This window comes from Acinetobacter sp. YH12072, from assembly GCF_013419565.1.
In the GTDB taxonomy this organism is placed as follows: Bacteria; Pseudomonadota; Gammaproteobacteria; order Pseudomonadales; family Moraxellaceae; genus Acinetobacter.
Map to the genome: position 1 here is coordinate 1 of NZ_VOZV01000090.1, position 1391 is coordinate 1391.

1 protein-coding gene is annotated in these 1391 nt (G+C 37.7%); it reads left to right on the forward strand.

Annotated features, from left to right (window positions below; all coding sequences use genetic code 11):
- The first annotated feature begins 73 nt into the window (after positions 1–73).
- A complete protein-coding gene (locus FTU19_RS16130) occupies positions 74–1378 on the forward strand; it encodes an IS4 family transposase (RefSeq protein WP_180131913.1) in 1305 nt (434 codons plus the stop codon).
- Positions 1379–1391 lie beyond the last annotated feature (13 nt).

Consider the following 1391-nt stretch of genomic DNA (forward strand, 5'->3'; position numbering starts at 1 on the left):
TAATGCCAGTCAGTTAAGCAAATATTAGTAAAATGTAGTAAAAATGAGTGTATGTAAATACGCTCATTTTTTTATGACTTTATCTGAAAATTTAGATTGCACCCTTCAACATTCTTTACCTTCACTTAGCCATTTTAGTGAATTTATTGATTTCAACTGGATTGAGGAAAGTCTGCATCAAACAGGTAAGGCATCAATTAGAAGAAGGAAGTTACCTGCTGAACATGTGGTGTTGCTTGTCATTGGACTCGCTTTATTTCGAAATCAACCTATCGGATATGTCGTAGAACAGCTAAAACTTGTATTTGGTACAACAGAATATTGTGTTCCTAGCGCAGTAGTACAAGCACGACAACGTTTAGGATCAGAACCTTTAAATGCGCTATTTTCTTTACTTAGCCAAGCCTGGTTTGAAGAATCTCAGCAGCAATACTCAAACTTTCACGGTCTGAGTGTGTGCGCTGTTGATGGTGTTGTTTGGTCTATGCCTTATACAGATGAGAATTTTGCACACTTTGGTTCATCTAAAGGAAAAACTGCTGATGCTCCTTATCCACAAGTGAGAGCAACCTGCTTAGTAAATACCGCGACCCATGAAATTATAGATGCTCAAATAGGTAGTATGGATCAAGGTGAACTCACACTGGCAAGCCAATTATCTCCTTGTTCACACAGTATTACCCTATTTGATCGAGCCTATTTCTCTGCAGATTTTCTCATCGGGTGGCAAAAACGTGCAGAAGAAAGTCATTGGCTTATGCGTGCAAAAGATAATTTACGGTATGAGATTGTGGAGCGTAATTCGCAACATGACTTTCATATTAGAATGCCGATATCAACAAGAGCTAAAAAACTTAATCCAGCCTTAGGAGACTATTGGGAGGCACGTCTCATTGAGGTTGAGCAGGCAGGTAAGATTAGACGTTATATCACTTCACTAATAGATTCAAAGAGATATCCATTATTAGCTTTAGCAAAACTCTATGCCCAGCGTTGGGAAATAGAAATGTGTTACCGAGAAATCAAGAGTAACTTACAGGAAGGGAAGCATTTAAGGAGTAAACAACCTGCCTTGATTTATCAAGAATTATGGGGAGTCTTTATTGCCTATAATATTCTAAGAAGACAAATGAAATATATGGCGCAACGTGCAAAAGTCAGTCCTTTGAGAATGAGCTTTCATATTACCTCTATTGCTATCCTTAACCTATTGAAGTTTGATTCTTTGGCTTCCGCAGGTAATTTGCCTAAACATCTAGAAAGTTTAATGGAAAAATCTAAAAGGTATGTTTTACCGAAAAAAAGAAGTAGAAACTACCCACGAGTTGTGAAAGGGAAACCACAGAAATACCCAAAAAAATGCCAGTCAATCTCTTAACTGACTGGCATTA

Coding starts and splice junctions, on each gene's coding strand:
- FTU19_RS16130 (WP_180131913.1), top strand. CDS start 74: ATGACTTTATCTGAAAATTTAGATTGCACCCTTCAACATTCTTTACCT.